Below are 12596 nucleotides of genomic sequence, written 5' to 3' on the forward strand. Positions count from 1 at the left end.
TCAGGAGACGTACCGTGAATCATAATCTTTATCTACAGTTTCAAACGCATTTCGATCAGCAGCCGGACAAGGTGCTGATGGCCACCACCGGCGGTGAAGCCTACACCTATGCAAACGTTCAGGACACGGCCATGAAGATGGCGGGTGCGCTGCGCCGGCTGGGTGTGACCCAGAGCGATCGGGTCGTGGTGCAGGTCGAGAAGAGCGCTCAGGCATTGATGCTCTATCTGGCTTGCCTGCGGGCGGGAGCAGTCTATTTGCCGCTCAATACCGCCTACACCGACAATGAGGTGGCGTACTTCATGCAGGACGCCGAGCCCCATCTGGTGGTGTGCGATCCGTCGCGGCGCAAAGGGCATCAGGCCCTGGCCGAGGCCCATGGCGTTGCCCATGTGGAAACCCTCGACACCAGGGCGGGGGGCAGCCTGATGGAGAAGGTTGCGCAGGAGGCGCCGGATCAGACCATAGCCAAGCTCGAGGCCGACGATCTGGCCGCGATCCTGTACACCTCGGGAACGACAGGGCGCTCGAAGGGCGCCATGCTGAGCCACCAAAACCTTGCGGCCAACAGCCAGGCGCTGGTGGACACCTGGCAGTTCACCCAAGACGACCATCTGCTGCATGCGCTGCCCATCTTTCACACCCACGGCCTGTTCGTTGCCTGCAACATCATCTTGACAGCAGGCGCCTCCATGACCCTGCTGCCAGGCTTTGACGCCGAGGCGCTGCTGTCGCTGATGCCCAAGGCCACGGTGCTGATGGGCGTGCCGACCTTTTATACCCGCCTGCTCGATCAGCCTGGTCTTGATCGCACCAGCACCGCCACCATGCGGCTGTTCATTTCAGGCTCGGCGCCGCTTCTGGCCGAGACGCACCGAGCGTTCAAGGCCCGCACCGGCCACACGATTCTGGAACGCTACGGCATGACCGAAACCAACATGAACACCTCCAACCCCTACGACGGCGAGCGTCGGCCAGGCACGGTCGGGTTTGCGCTGCCGGGGAGTGAGGTGCGCGTGGTCGACCGGGACAGTGGTGCCGAGCTTCCCGCCGGGCAGAACGGGCTGGTGGAGGTTCGAGGCCCCAATGTCTTCCAGGGCTACTGGCGAATGCCTGAAAAGACCCGGGAAGAGTTTCGTTCTGATGGCTTCTTCATCACGGGGGATCTCGGGATGATCGATGATGAGGGGTACCTACACATCGTCGGCCGGGACAAGGATCTGGTGATTTCCGGCGGCTACAACGTGTACCCGAAGGAGATCGAGCAGTTCATCGATGAGCTGCCCGGCGTCAACGAATCGGCGGTCATCGGCCTGCCTCATCCGGACCTGGGGGAGGGCGTGGCCGCCGCCGTGGTCTTGAACGAAGACGCGAAGGTAACGGAAGACGACATCATCACTGCGCTGGCACCGCATCTTGCCCGCTACAAGCAGCCGCGCCGGGTGGTGTTCGTGGATGAGCTTCCGCGCAACGTCATGGGCAAGGTGCAGAAAAATGCGCTGCGCGAGGCGTACGCCGACCTTTATCGGGCCGGCACGGCGGTACCGAGTGAGTAGCATTTGGATTGCCACTTCACGATGACCCAGCCGGCCGCGGTCGCGGCCGGCCCGGCATAACAACAATGATGGGGAAACACTCATGGTGATTTACGGGGTAGGACTCCTGGCCGGCTGCATGCTGGTCGGGCTTGTAACCGGGGATATTCTCGGGACGCTACTGGGCATCGACGCCAACCTTGGTGGTGTTGGCATCGCGATGCTGCTGTTGATTCTGGTGACCGGCATTCTCAAGCAGCGCGGTCATATGCCTGAAAGCACCGAGCAAGGCATCAACTTCTGGAACGCCATGTATATTCCGATCGTGGTGGCCATGGCGGCCAGTCAGAACGTGGCCGCGGCGTTCAGTGGCGGTCTGGTTGCTCTGCTTGCCGGGGCGCTGGCGATGGCGCTGGGGCTGTTGTTGGTGCCGGTACTGACCGGGCATCGTCGTGAACCGCTGCCGCCGAGCGACGCCGACGCTCCGTCGACCGCCATCGGCCGGACGCACTGAGGAGCTTGCCATGAACGATTCCATCATGACGGTATTCGACAAGTATCATCTGATCGCGGCCTTCGCCGTGATCGGGCTGACCATGTTTATTGCGCACTGGGCCAGCAAGCGTCTGACCCGCGGCCGGCTGCACGGCTCGGCAATCGCGATTCTTGTCGGGCTGGCGCTGGCCTGGCTTGGCGGGGTATCGACCGGTGGCAAGCATGGACTGGCGGACGTCAGCCTGTTTTCAGGCCTCGGGCTAATGGGCGGCGGCATGCTGCGCGATCTTGCCATCATCGCGACCGCCTACGGTGTGCGGTTTCAGGAGATCAGGCAGGCCGGTATCCGCGGCGTCATTGCCCTGTTTGCGGGGGTGCTGGTGTCCTTTATCGCCGGTGCGGTCGTGGCCGTGAGTTTCGGCTACACCAGCGCGGTCGACATCACCACCATCGCCGCGGGCGCCGTGACCTACATCGTCGGGCCAGTAACCGGCGCAACGCTTGGCGCGAGCTCCGAAGTGATCGCACTGTCGATTGCCGCCGGGCTAGTCAAGTCGATCCTGACAATGGTCTTTACCCCGCTGACGGCCAAGTGGATCGGGCTGGACAACCCGCGCTCAGCGATGATCTTTGGCGGCCTGATCGGCACCACCAGCGGGGTCGCGGCAGGCCTTGCGGCCACCGATGCCCGCCTGGTGCCCTATGGCGCAATGACGGCGACCTTTTATACCGGGCTTGGCATCCTGCTCGCCCCAACCGTGCTGTTTCTGGCGGTGCGGGCGCTGGCGTAGCTCATTTTTTACACCAGGTTGAAAAGCCCGCCGATGCCTGGGTGTCATGTCGGCATGAACCGGTGGTCGGTTCATGCCGTTTTCGTATGCTGACTTTTTCTGGATTCGCTGACCTATTTCCGACTGCGCTGGCCCCCTTCCAGATACGCTGGCCTCTTTCTAGGCTCTGGCCTGAACGCGTGTCTTTCAGACTTGGTTCTCAGCAAACGCTTGCCTATACCCTGGGGTTCCCAGGTCAGATGAACCGAGCTTTCTACTTTAGTAGTTAAGTAAACTAAAGGCGCACTGATAAATCGCGTTAGCCGAGTATTCTGATAGTTGTATGATGTATTACTAAAAGGATGCTGAAACGTGATGATGATCAAAGCGCTTGGAAAAAAACCTCTAATCAATGCCTTGTCGCTCGGGCTTGCGCTCGCGGTGACCTCGGCACATGCCGCTGACTTCCCCGATGACGACATCAAGTTCATTTCGCCTGCCGCGCCCGGCGGCGGTTCCGATTACCTGATCCGCTCGCTGCAGCCGAGTCTCGAAAAGCAGTTTGGCGTCAACATCATCCCTCAGTACCTCTCCGGCTGTGGTGGGGCATGCAGTCATTGAACGCGCGACCGAACGGTCTGCCCGATGTCCCGACGCTCAAGGAAAAGGGCTACGACATCAACATCTCCAACTGGCGAGGGGTCGCTGCGCCGCAAGGGCTTGATGACGACGTTCGGTCGCGTTGGGTAGCCGCACTCAAGCAGGCGTCGGAAGACCCGGCGTTTCAGAAGCGCATCGAGCAGCTTGGCATCGATGTCGACTTCCGCTCCGGCCCCGAATTTCAGGACTACGTCGAATCGCTTTCGAGTCGGCTGATTCCGGTGGCGCAAGCGGTTGCCAGCGAGAACCGCTAAGGAGGCCCGCATGAACGGGTCTATCCAGGAAACGTGTCTGAGCCTGTTGCTGGCGGCGGTTGCTGCCGGCCTTGCGGTCACGGCGATGGGCATTCTTCTGGGCGCCTTGCCGGGGCTGTCCGAGGCCATGGCCGTGGCGCTGCTGTTGCCGATTACCTACGGCCTCGACCCCATCTCCGGCATCGGGTTACTGCTCGGTGCGTTCTGTGGTGCGGTGGCCGGTGGGTCGGTGCCGGCCATCCTGCTCAACATGCCAGGCACGCCCGGTTCGATCGCGACCACGTTTGATGCCTACCCGATGGCGACCAACGGCCGCGCCGGCAAGGCGCTGGGGCTTTCGGTGGCGTCGTCGTTCGTGGGCGGGATGATCAGTGCGGCCATCCTGATTCAGGTGTCACCGCTGATTGCCGCCATCGCCCTTAAATTCGGCGCGGCCGAGTATTTCTCGCTGAGCATTCTCGGGCTGATGATCATCGTGTCACTGGCGGGGGCCTCGTTGATCAAGGGGCTGATCGCGGGGCTTGTCGGGATGCTTTTATCGACCGTGGGCGCCGATCAGGTCACCGGCGCGCTGCGGCTGACCTTCGATCAGATGTCGCTTTTGATGGGGGTGAGCCTGCTTGCCGTGATTGTCGGGCTGTTCGCGGTCTCGCAGCTTCTGACCGATCTGGAGAAACTGCATGAGCCGCGCACCTCGATGAAGGTCGACAACGCCCTCGACGGCGCGTTCCCGCGGCTTCGTGAAGTGTTAAGAAACTGGAAGCTGACGCTGATGACCTCGTTGGTCGGCACCGGGGTGGGCGCGGTACCGGGCGCCGGGGGGAGCATCGCCTCCATCATGGCGTATGACCAGGCCAAGCGCGTTTCGCGCACGCCAGAAGCCTTTGGCAAGGGCGCACCGGAGGGCGTGATTGCCTCGGAATCGTCCAATAACGCCATGGTCGGCGGGGCGTTGATTCCGATGCTGACACTGGGTATTCCGGGCGAGGGCGCGACCGCCGTGTTGATTGGCGGGTTGATGATTCAGGGCATTCAGCCGGGGCCGACGCTCTTCGACACCCAGTCAGGGCTTGTCTACGGCATTTTCGTGGCCTTCCTTCTGGCCAACATCATGATGCTGTTCGTGCAGTGGTGGGGCATTCGCTTGTTCGTGCGTCTGCTTCGGGTGCCACAGCATTTTCTGCTGCCGCTGATCTTCATCTTCTGCGCAGTGGGGGTCTTCAGCATCAACAGTGATTTCTTCGATGTCTATCTGATGATCGCGCTCGGCGTGCTGGGCTTTTTGCTGGCCCGGTTCGGCTTCGGTGTGGCGCCGGTGGTGATCGGGTTGATTCTCGGCGGTGTGGCCGAAACCAACCTGCGCCGTGGTCTTCAGACCTTCGATGGCAGTTGGATGCCGTTTCTGACCCGGCCGATCAGCCTGGCCTTTCTGGTGCTGGCCCTGGTGTTTCTTTTGATGTCACTGCGCCGCAATTATCAAACCGCCAAGGCGTGAGCCCCGGCAGGGCGCAAGTAAATGTTTAATTAATAATATATTAATGAATGTCGTTTTTAGAACAAAACAATCCTTTCAGGAGATAGTCGATGAAACCCAATGTCGTCATTGTGCATGAACTCTACCCAGAGCTTCTCAAGACGCTTGAGCAGCATTACAACGTCGTGCACTTCACACGGCTGAACAGCGACGCCGACCGGGCCGATTTCAACGCGGCCATGGCCGAGGCGGATGCCTTTCTCGGCTCGAACGTGAAGTTCGACGAGGCGCTGATCGAGCGCTCACCGCGGCTCAAGGTGATCGCAAGTGTCTCGGTCGGCGTTGATGCCTACCCGCGCGAGGCGCTCAAGGCGCGGGGCATTGTCCTGACCAACACCCCGGAGGTGTTGACCGATGCCACCGCCGACACGGGCTTTGTCCTTTTGATGATGGCCGCCCGGCGCGCCGGCGAGATGGAACGCAAGGTGCGTTCAGGGAACTGGTCGACCTCGCTCATGAGCCAGGATTTCGGGGTCGATGTGACCGGCAAGACGCTCGGCATCGTCGGGATGGGGCGCATCGGGCAGGCGGTCGCCAAGCGCGGGCATTTCGGCTTCGACATGCCGGTCATCTTTCAGAACCGAAGCTCCAAACCCGAGGTCGAAGCGGCACTCGATGCCCGCCAGGTGGATCTTGATACCCTGTTCGAGACCGCTGATTTCATTGTGGTGACCGCCGCGCTCAGCGATGAAACGCGCGGCATGATCGGCCGGGCACAGCTCGAGCGAACGCGTGAAAAGACCATCTTGATCAACATTTCACGCGGGCCGGTGGTGCGCGAGCAGGAATTGATCGAGTGTCTCCAGGAAGGCGTGCTGTATTATGCGGGGCTTGATGTTTACGAACGTGAGCCGCTTGATCCGTCGTCGCCGCTTATGGGCCTCGACAACGTCGTGCTGCTGCCGCACATTGGGTCATCGACCGTGGAAACGCGCGGCGCGATGTGCGATTTGGCCGCGGATAACTTGAACCGGGTGCTGGCCGGTACCTCGCCGTTGACGCCTGCCTAGGCAACGCCCCGCGCGAGGGGATGCGTTTAGACGGTGTGTCCGTGTCAGCTAATATGCGTCGACGAGCCCGCCTCCAGCCATTGTTATCATGGGGGCGGCCGTCGACGCGTTTTCCTTTGAGCCGAGCATATAGAGACCGATGACCGAGAAGACGAAAGCTCTGAACCTTGAACGCATCAATCAGCAGGGCAGTCTGTCCAGTCAGATCGCGCGTCAGCTCGAGGCGCTGATCAACAGCGGGCAGATCGAGGTCGGCGAGAAACTGCCGACCGAAAGCAAGCTGTGCGACCTGTTCGGGGTTAGCCGTACGGCGGTGCGTGAGGCCATCGCGCACCTTCGCTCCATGGGCCTGATCGAGACGCGGCGCGGCGTGGGAACCCGGGTACTTCGCACCGAACCCGAGCGGGTGTGGCCTGCGCAGGACATCAGTGCGACCACGGTCGAGGACATCCTGTTCGTGCTGGAGCTTCGGGTGACGGTCGAACCGCGCGCGGCGGAACTCGCCGCGAGCCGCCATACCGACGAGGATGCCCGGGCGCTTCAGGCCGCCCATGATGCGTTCGTCGGGGCGTGCCACCACAAGACGCTCGGGCGCGGGGAAGACTACGCGTTTCACCACGCCATCATTCAGGCCACCCACAACCCCTGTTTTCTGGCGTTCTATGACCCGTTGCACAAGGGGGCGATTCCCCGGGCGCAGCTCCTGAACGCCGAGCTTGATACCGAGGCCGCGCACACCTACCTCGAGCACGTGGCTGTCGAGCACAAGCGCATTCTCGATGCGATTCTCGCCCGTGACCCGGAGGGCGCGTTTCAGGCGATGGAGCAGCACCTTCTGCGCGCGACCCAGACCTACCGCACCTACCTGCCCAGTGACTGAGGCCTGCACCGATGCTGCGTAACGCGATCGAGCGCCGTATTCACGGTATTTCCGGGTTGGCGCTCGGCGGCATCGATTATAGCCAGCCTCCGGGCGATCCGGGGCTTTTTGGCCCGGGCTCGATGGTATGGCGCGTGCACGGCGATTTCACGTCCATGCTCTGCGGCGGCGTGTCGGCGCTTTTACTCCAGATGATGCATCCGCTGGCCCTTGCAGGCGTCTGGGATCACTCCAACTTTCGAGACGACATGCTCGGCCGGCTCCGGCGCACCAGCCAGTTCGTGGCGGCGACCTCGTTCGGGCCGACCGCGGACGCCGAGCGGCTGATCGAGCGAGTCATCAGTATTCACAGGCACGTAACAGGCACCTACACCGATGGCCGCGCCTACCGCGCCGATGACCCGGAGCTTCTGACCTGGGTGCACGTGAGTGAGGCTCGAAGCTTTCTCGCCGGGTGTCTGCGCTACTACCAGACAGAGCTCTCCATCGAGGAGCAGGACCGCTACTACCGGGAAAGCGCGCTGACTGCCTACCGGCTTGGCGCGACCTGGGTGCCGGAGACCGTCGGTGAGGTGGAAGCCTACCTCGAGCGGATGCGGCCCGAGCTTATCGTGGACGCGCGCACCCGCGAGGTGGTGCGGCTTCTGTGGGCAGGCAGCCCCCAGTTCAGGCAGGTGCGGCTGTTTTACCGGCTGTTTCTTCGCGGCGGGGCGGATCTGTTGCCTGACTGGGCGCAGGACGCGCTCGAACTCAGGGCCTCGCCGGCCGGCCGCCGGGCAACGCGGGCAAGCGTCAATACCCTGGCCCCGGTGCTGCGCTGGGCGGTGCGCGATGGTGCCCGCGCCCGTGCAACCGCCCGCATGAGCGCAGCCGACGCCTCTGAGTCTCGATAAAAAGGTCCTCTTTAAAAAGAGCGCCGCGATAAAAAGCGCACCCATAAAAAACAGCGCCCGAAGGCGCTGTTTTATCGAGAGGGGCGTACGCCGTTCAGTTACGAGGTTGAAACGGCGGCCTCGCCTGACGCCGCGCTCTTGCGACGGTCTTTCGGGAAGAACGTGCCGGCCTTGAGGTCGGCCTCGATCTGCTCGAGCGAGCGGCCATTGGTTTCGGGGATGTAGCGAATCACGAACACCAGCGCCAGTGTCGAGATCAGCGCATAGAGCCAGAACGTGCCGGAGGTGCCGAGCGCGTTGATCAACGTAAGCGTTGTGAGCGTGACGATCAGGTTGAAGATCCAGTGGCTGAAGGCCCCGACGCTTGCGCCCTTGCCACGCACGAACAGCGGATAGACCTCGGCGTTGATCAGCCACAGGCAGACCCCGAAGCTGCAGTTGAACGCCATGTAAAGCGCCAGACACGCCACCAGTGTCCACTGGCCGGCCGCGGACGTCGGTGCGCCGCCCATGAACAGAATGCCCATCACGATCAGCGCGACGATGGAGCCCGGCACCATCCAGATCAAAAAGCGCTTGCGGCCGATCTTGTCGACCATCAGCACGCCGAATACGGTCGCGATGTTAAGAAGCACCGCCCCTCCGATGGAGGCGAGAATAGAGGCGTTTTCATCAAAGCCCGCGTTACTGAGAATGGTCGGGGCGTAATAGATGATGGCGTTGTTGCCGGTGATCTGGGAGAACATCGCAATGCCGAACCCCGCGATCAGCGCCGGGCGCACCCAATCACTGAAAAGATCCCGCCAGGTGCCTTCGGGACGGGCGGAAATTTCCTTGATTTCATCGAGTTCCTGACGAGCACCCTGACGGCTTTCACGCACGCGCTCGAGAATGCCGAGCGCCTCTTCTTCACGGCCCTGACCCAAAAGCCAGCGTGGGCTTTCAGGCAAAACGATCATGCCAAGCATCAGGACCACCGCCGGAATGGTGCCGAGCGCGAACATCCAGCGCCACGCATCGCCGAGGGCGAAGCCTGTGAGGTAGGCTACCAGAATGCCGAACACCACCATCAGCTGAAACATGACAACCAGCTTGCCGCGGTGCTTGGGCGGGGTTACTTCGGCGATGTAGACCGGAATGATCTGAGTGGCGCTACCGGCAGAGAGGCCGAGCAGAAAGCGCGCCAGAATCAGCACTTCAACGCTTTGCGCCACGGCCGAGAGCACCGAGCCGATCACGAACACCAGCCCGAGCAGCACGATGGAACGGCGTCGGCCCAGACGGTCGGACAGGGGCCCGGTGCCGAGGCAGCCGAAAATGGCGCCGAAGATGATCGCGCCGGTCACGATCTGCTTCATGGTGTCATCCATCACGAACTGCTTCGAAAGCCCGAGCAGGGCCACACCGATGATGCCGGTGTCATAGCCGAACAGCAGCCCGCCAAGGGCGGCCACGATGGAGACCAGGATGACGAGCGTCTTTCCGCTCGGGCCCCGATGCGACGGGGCGTCACTGACGTGTGTCATTGGGAGGTTCTCCGATTGGCTGAAACGATTCAGCAAAAAGAGCGCATAAATGCGCGTTTAATGATGGATTCAGGGTAATTAAAGCTTGGGTAAATCACTAGGCGAGTTAGACCATAGTGGTATCAAGAGAATTTAAACTACATATGATGAACGCTGGTGCGGCGGTTTATGTAGTTTCGGTAATGTCGGACGCATTCTGGCGCGTATTGGCGCGTCTCGGGCGACATCGCGTGTTGGAGGTTGAGGATGCCGTGCTCGATCAGTAGCGCACTGGCGGGGCAGAAGGGCACGAACTCGACCAGCATCGCGGTCTTTTCTGACGCTGCTGTTAGTGCCGTGCTCGTTGCTGTCAGTGTTGTGATCAGGAGTGGGCGTAGGAAGGCCCAGCCGGGTAGGGGCCGCGACGCCTTGCCCTGCACCCAGGTTGGGCTAGGGTGAAAGCATCACCGCGCGGCTGCGTTATGTTGTTAGCGTGCTAATTATGTTATGCTTCGCGCCGATTTCAATCACGGATCAGGAGGCCTCCAATGAGCCAGCCCAAACTACTGATGGTACTGACCTCGCACGACCAGCTCGGCGACACCGGCCACAAGACCGGCTTCTGGGCCGAAGAGTTCGCGGCGCCGTACTACGCCTTTCTGGACGCCGGTTGCGACGTCACGCTTGCCTCGCCCAAGGGAGGTGCCGCGCCGATCGACCCCAACAGCGAAGGCGAGGATGCCCAGACCGACGACACCCGCCGCTTCTACGCCGATGAAGCCGCCCAGCAGGCCATTCGCGAGACCCAGGTGCTCTCAGGCGTTGACGCCTCCGAGTTTGACGCCGTGTTCTACCCTGGCGGCCACGGCCCGCTGTATGACTTGGCCGGTGACGAAGACTCCATCGCGCTGATCAAGACCTTCCTAGAGCAGGGCAAGCCGGTTTCCGCCGTGTGCCACGCACCTGCGGTCTTTTTGAACGTGAAGGACGCCCACGGCGAGTACATCATCAAGGGCAAGCGCCTGACCGGCTTCACCAATGAAGAAGAAGCGGCGGTGGGCCTGACCGATGTGGTGCCGTATCTGCTGGAAGACGAGCTTGGCAATCGCGGTGCTGACGTCAAAAAGGTCGCGGCGTTTTCGCCGTTTGCCATCGAGGATGGCCTCTTTGTCACCGGCCAGAACCCGGCAAGCTCCCGCGCCGTGGCGGATTCGCTGCTGGCGCGCTTCAATCGCTGAGCCGGCGCTAAGTACCTCTTTGCGCTAAGTAATTCATCGGGGTATGCAAGGTTCGGCTTTACGAAGCCGAACCTTTCCCGGTAGACTGTGCTCCGTGCCCGAATAGCTCAATTGGATAGAGTACCGGCCTTCGAAGCCGTGGGTTGCAGGTTCGAGTCCTGCTTCGGGCGCCACCCCCTCCCTGCATTTCCCGTACGTTCTCACACGTCTCACATCGCTTTCGCAGAACCCGCTTACGTATAAACCACGCAGGTATAAATCACGTGCGTACGAACTGTATGTGCACAAACGGGCGCCATCGTGTCTTGCGCAGCCATGCCGCGTTACCCAGCCCGGCGCCGTTGGGTGTCATGACAACAGTTGCTTACAGCACTTCCCACACGCGAATGATGACGGACGGATCGGTCTTGAAGTTCGGCCCACGCTCGACCGTGCCCAAGAAGATCGACTTGTTCATCCACTCATAGGGGCTGCCGATCGGCGCTTCGAAGCCCAACACACTGCGCACGTAGTCGTAATCCGGGTTCTTTTCCGTCGGGCGGTGATCGATGAGGGCGTTGTTGGTCACCACGATGGTATGGCCGTCGTCGGTCTTGATCGCGTAACGTGCGGTTAGATCGAGCACGCCATCCGGGCGGCCGAGCTGCCAGTCGCCGCCGCCGGGCAGCACGCTACCCTTGATTCGCGGGCCTTTCACGTCACCGCCGGTGATCCAGACGATGCCGCGTTCGCCGTACTTGCTCTGGCCGACCGTCGCACGATTTTTATCGATGGTTACGTGAGATTCATACACGAACCGGGTTTCCAGCCGGTTGTCCCGGTTAGGATCCTTCTCGGCACTGAGCGCATTAAAGCTCGTCATCGCAAGCACCAGGGTTAGAAGAAGCGTCAATGTTTTCATTCGGGAGTGCCTCTGTTGTGTTGTTGTTGAGGTAATGCCGTCGCAGGGCCAAAGGCCCCGCCACCTCTGAACCTACCGCAGTTACCCAGCGTACCAGTATCCAGTATTGGCAAACCCGTACTTGCGTACGCCCCGGTACCTGCGCTTAAGCTTTACTGCGTTCTTCGTATTCAATCGCATTCTTCACTGAAGGAGCCTTGCCATGTCTACCCCGCGCCTGCCGTACGCCTCGCTCTCCCCGGACGCCTACAAGGGGCTGAGTGCCACCAAGCAAGCCCTCGATGACAGCAGCCTCGGCAAGGAACTGATCGAGCTTGTGTACCTGCGCATCTCGCAGATCAATGGCTGCGCCTTCTGCCTCGAGATGCACGCCGACGCGCTGCGGGCGAAAAACGTGCCTGACGCCAAGCTCGATAGCCTCGCCGGTTGGCGCGTCAGTGCCCGGTTCAGTGAGCGCGAACGCGCTGCGCTTGGCTGGGCCGAGGCGTTGGTGAACATCACCGGCTCCCACGCCGCCGACAAGGATTTCGAGCCGCTGAAGACCCACTTTTCTGATGCCGAGATCAGTGACCTTACCTTCGCGGTGTCTCTGATGAGCGCCTACAACCGCCTCGCCATCGGCATGCGCCAGTAGAGCGGGTGGTTATTTCGTCCTCAAGTCGTCATCCTAGGCGCTGCATCCTCACTGGCAAAGACATCTAACCCCAACTCTCCGGCGTTCTATCCCACCGCCGCGCCCATGCGCGGCGTTTTATGTGTGTGGCCCACCTGCGGCAATGCACCGCCGCCAAAAGGCAGTTAATCGCCCTTTTTGTAATTGAGTGTAAAATTTTAAAGGGGTAGCTTAAGAATGAGACACCGTTAGCCGATGGCGTTTGGTGCGTATATGTGATGGAACTTAGCTTGGAATCGAATGATTGA

13 protein-coding genes and 1 tRNA gene are annotated in these 12596 nt (G+C 61.2%); 12 read left to right on the forward strand and 2 right to left on the reverse strand.

Annotation, left to right across the window (positions count from 1 at the left end; translation table 11 throughout):
• Window positions 1-14: 14 nt before the first annotated feature.
• The 9 genes from NAT23_RS06350 to NAT23_RS06390 all read left to right on the forward strand — a co-directional run bounded on the left by NAT23_RS06350 (window position 15) and on the right by NAT23_RS06390 (window position 8031).
• Window positions 15-1556 (forward strand): malonate--CoA ligase, encoded by a 1542-nt coding sequence (locus NAT23_RS06350; RefSeq protein WP_251926512.1) that lies wholly within the window; start codon window positions 15-17, stop codon window positions 1554-1556.
• An 82-nt stretch (window positions 1557-1638) separates the two neighbouring features.
• Window positions 1639-2049: a malonate transporter subunit MadL gene (gene madL / locus NAT23_RS06355; RefSeq protein ID WP_251926514.1), complete on the forward strand. Its 411-nt coding sequence runs from the start codon at window positions 1639-1641 to the stop codon at window positions 2047-2049.
• A 10-nt stretch (window positions 2050-2059) separates the two neighbouring features.
• Complete coding sequence (gene madM, locus NAT23_RS06360) at window positions 2060-2821, forward strand: malonate transporter subunit MadM (RefSeq protein WP_251926516.1); 762 nt, start codon at window positions 2060-2062, stop codon at window positions 2819-2821.
• Between the two features lie 351 nt (window positions 2822-3172).
• On the forward strand, window positions 3173-3421 hold the full coding sequence (locus NAT23_RS06365; RefSeq protein WP_251926518.1) for a hypothetical protein: 249 nt from the start codon (window positions 3173-3175) through the stop codon (window positions 3419-3421).
• On the forward strand, window positions 3409-3714 hold the full coding sequence (locus tag NAT23_RS06370) for a tripartite tricarboxylate transporter substrate-binding protein (RefSeq protein WP_251926520.1): 306 nt from the start codon (window positions 3409-3411) through the stop codon (window positions 3712-3714). The genes NAT23_RS06365 and NAT23_RS06370 overlap by 13 nt, the downstream gene beginning before the upstream one ends.
• A 10-nt stretch (window positions 3715-3724) precedes the next feature.
• Complete coding sequence (locus NAT23_RS06375) at window positions 3725-5209, forward strand: tripartite tricarboxylate transporter permease (protein WP_251926522.1); 1485 nt, start codon at window positions 3725-3727, stop codon at window positions 5207-5209.
• A gap of 89 nt (window positions 5210-5298) precedes the next feature.
• Window positions 5299-6258: a 2-hydroxyacid dehydrogenase gene (locus NAT23_RS06380; RefSeq protein WP_251926524.1), complete on the forward strand. Its 960-nt coding sequence runs from the start codon at window positions 5299-5301 to the stop codon at window positions 6256-6258.
• 139 nt (window positions 6259-6397) lie between these two features.
• Window positions 6398-7138, forward strand: coding sequence for a FadR/GntR family transcriptional regulator (locus NAT23_RS06385; RefSeq protein ID WP_251592487.1), 741 nt, complete (start codon window positions 6398-6400; stop codon window positions 7136-7138).
• An 11-nt stretch (window positions 7139-7149) separates the two neighbouring features.
• On the forward strand, window positions 7150-8031 hold the full coding sequence (locus NAT23_RS06390) for an oxygenase MpaB family protein (protein ID WP_251926526.1): 882 nt from the start codon (window positions 7150-7152) through the stop codon (window positions 8029-8031).
• 98 nt (window positions 8032-8129) lie between these two features.
• Here the strand turns inward: NAT23_RS06390 and NAT23_RS06395 are convergent, their stop codons facing one another.
• On the reverse strand, window positions 8130-9557 hold the full coding sequence (locus NAT23_RS06395) for a sugar porter family MFS transporter (RefSeq protein WP_251926528.1): 1428 nt from the start codon (window positions 9555-9557) through the stop codon (window positions 8130-8132).
• Window positions 9558-10084: 527 nt separating this feature from the next.
• Between NAT23_RS06395 and NAT23_RS06400 the strand changes: the two genes are divergently transcribed.
• Together NAT23_RS06400 and NAT23_RS06405 are read left to right on the forward strand one after the other, a co-directional pair.
• Entirely contained in the window at window positions 10085-10774 is a 690-nt protein-coding gene (locus tag NAT23_RS06400) for a type 1 glutamine amidotransferase domain-containing protein (RefSeq protein ID WP_251926530.1), read from the forward strand.
• A 96-nt stretch (window positions 10775-10870) separates the two neighbouring features.
• A tRNA-Arg gene (locus NAT23_RS06405) sits at window positions 10871-10947 on the forward strand.
• Window positions 10948-11138: 191 nt separating this feature from the next.
• On the opposite strand, the gene NAT23_RS06410 is transcribed toward NAT23_RS06405, so the two are convergent.
• Window positions 11139-11675: a DUF3237 family protein gene (locus NAT23_RS06410; protein WP_251926532.1), complete on the reverse strand. Its 537-nt coding sequence runs from the start codon at window positions 11673-11675 to the stop codon at window positions 11139-11141.
• 202 nt (window positions 11676-11877) lie between these two features.
• Here NAT23_RS06410 and NAT23_RS06415 point away from each other — a divergent pair, with 202 nt between their 5' ends.
• Window positions 11878-12309: a carboxymuconolactone decarboxylase family protein gene (locus tag NAT23_RS06415; protein ID WP_251926534.1), complete on the forward strand. Its 432-nt coding sequence runs from the start codon at window positions 11878-11880 to the stop codon at window positions 12307-12309.
• Window positions 12310-12596: the final 287 nt, after the last annotated feature.

The organism is Larsenimonas salina (assembly GCF_023736155.1).
Taxonomy (GTDB): Bacteria; Pseudomonadota; Gammaproteobacteria; order Pseudomonadales; family Halomonadaceae; genus Larsenimonas; species Larsenimonas salina.

What these genes read in the sequence shown, in the direction of transcription:
- NAT23_RS06415 (WP_251926534.1), top strand. Translation starts at nt 11,878, where the DNA reads ATGTCTACCCCGCGCCTGCCGTACGCCTCGCTCTCCCCGGACGCCTAC.
- NAT23_RS06410 (WP_251926532.1), bottom strand. Translation starts at nt 11,675, where the DNA reads ATGAAAACATTGACGCTTCTTCTAACCCTGGTGCTTGCGATGACGAGC.
- NAT23_RS06395 (WP_251926528.1), bottom strand. Translation starts at nt 9,557, where the DNA reads ATGACACACGTCAGTGACGCCCCGTCGCATCGGGGCCCGAGCGGAAAG.
- NAT23_RS06370 (WP_251926520.1), top strand. Translation starts at nt 3,409, where the DNA reads ATGCAGTCATTGAACGCGCGACCGAACGGTCTGCCCGATGTCCCGACG.
- NAT23_RS06380 (WP_251926524.1), top strand. Translation starts at nt 5,299, where the DNA reads ATGAAACCCAATGTCGTCATTGTGCATGAACTCTACCCAGAGCTTCTC.
- NAT23_RS06375 (WP_251926522.1), top strand. Translation starts at nt 3,725, where the DNA reads ATGAACGGGTCTATCCAGGAAACGTGTCTGAGCCTGTTGCTGGCGGCG.
- madM (WP_251926516.1), top strand. Translation starts at nt 2,060, where the DNA reads ATGAACGATTCCATCATGACGGTATTCGACAAGTATCATCTGATCGCG.
- NAT23_RS06385 (WP_251592487.1), top strand. Translation starts at nt 6,398, where the DNA reads ATGACCGAGAAGACGAAAGCTCTGAACCTTGAACGCATCAATCAGCAG.
- madL (WP_251926514.1), top strand. Translation starts at nt 1,639, where the DNA reads ATGGTGATTTACGGGGTAGGACTCCTGGCCGGCTGCATGCTGGTCGGG.
- NAT23_RS06390 (WP_251926526.1), top strand. Translation starts at nt 7,150, where the DNA reads ATGCTGCGTAACGCGATCGAGCGCCGTATTCACGGTATTTCCGGGTTG.
- NAT23_RS06400 (WP_251926530.1), top strand. Translation starts at nt 10,085, where the DNA reads ATGAGCCAGCCCAAACTACTGATGGTACTGACCTCGCACGACCAGCTC.